Source organism: Aquincola tertiaricarbonis, from assembly GCF_000969605.1.
Taxonomy (GTDB): domain Bacteria; phylum Pseudomonadota; class Gammaproteobacteria; order Burkholderiales; family Burkholderiaceae_C; genus Aquincola; species Aquincola tertiaricarbonis.
The window spans coordinates 1-880 of sequence record NZ_JZUE01000079.1; the positions used below are offsets into that span (position 1 = coordinate 1).

At 68.9% G+C, this 880-nt stretch carries 1 protein-coding gene; it reads right to left on the minus strand.

Features of this window, described 5'->3' with window-relative positions; all coding sequences use genetic code 11:
* Positions 1-880, minus strand: an 880-nt coding sequence (locus VO99_RS27480) for a PQQ-dependent catabolism-associated beta-propeller protein (RefSeq protein WP_046116160.1), incomplete at both ends; no start/stop codon positions are given.

The following is an 880-nucleotide window of genomic DNA, read 5'->3' on the forward strand; positions in this document are numbered from 1 at the left end:
TGACGGCCTTGGCCGCGGCCACGTCCACCACCGTCACGTCGTCGCTGAGGCCGTTGACGACGTAGAGCCGCTGCCCGGCCTTGTCCAGCGTGACGTTCCACGCCCGCTTGCCCACCAGCACCAGGTCGGTCACCTTGCGCGCGGCCACGTCCACGAAGGCCACGTGGTTGGCCCGGCCCAGCGCCACGAAGGCCCGCTTGCCGTCCGCGCTCATCTGGATGCCCACCGGCGTGATGTCCTCGGCCCGCGCGCCCTTGACCTCGAACTTCAGCGTGTGCGTCACCTCGTGCGTGGCGGTGGACACGATGCTCACCGTCGCATCCAGCTCGTTGGTGATCCACAGCTGCTGGCCGTCGGGCGTGAAGGCCATGCGCCGCGGCCGCTTGCCGGCCTTGATGTTCTTGACGATCTTGCCGCTGGCCACGTCGATCGCATGCACGAGGTTGGCCACCTCGGAGGTGACGTACACCAGCTTGCCGTCGGCACTCACCTTCACACCCTCGGGCTCGCCGCCCACCTTCACCGACTTGAGCTTCTTGCCGCTGGCGAAGTCGATGAAGCTGGCCTCGCCGTCGTCCTCGTTCGACACGTAGATCGTCCTGCCGTCGGGCGAGAGGTCGAAGGCCTCCGGCTCGTCGCCCAGCGGAATGCGCCGCACCGACTTGTTGCTGGCCGGGTCGATCAGGTCGGCCGCATTGCTGTCGGTGCAGGCCACCAGCAGCTGGCGCTGCGGCGTGAGCATCATGTGGCGCCCGCGCTTGCAGGTGGCCACCGTGCCCTTGACCGTGAGCGTGCCCAGGTCGATCAGCGTCAGCGCATCGTCCTTCTCGCTGGACACGTAGGCCGTGCCCTGCGCGGCAGCGCCGGCGCAGGCCAGGGC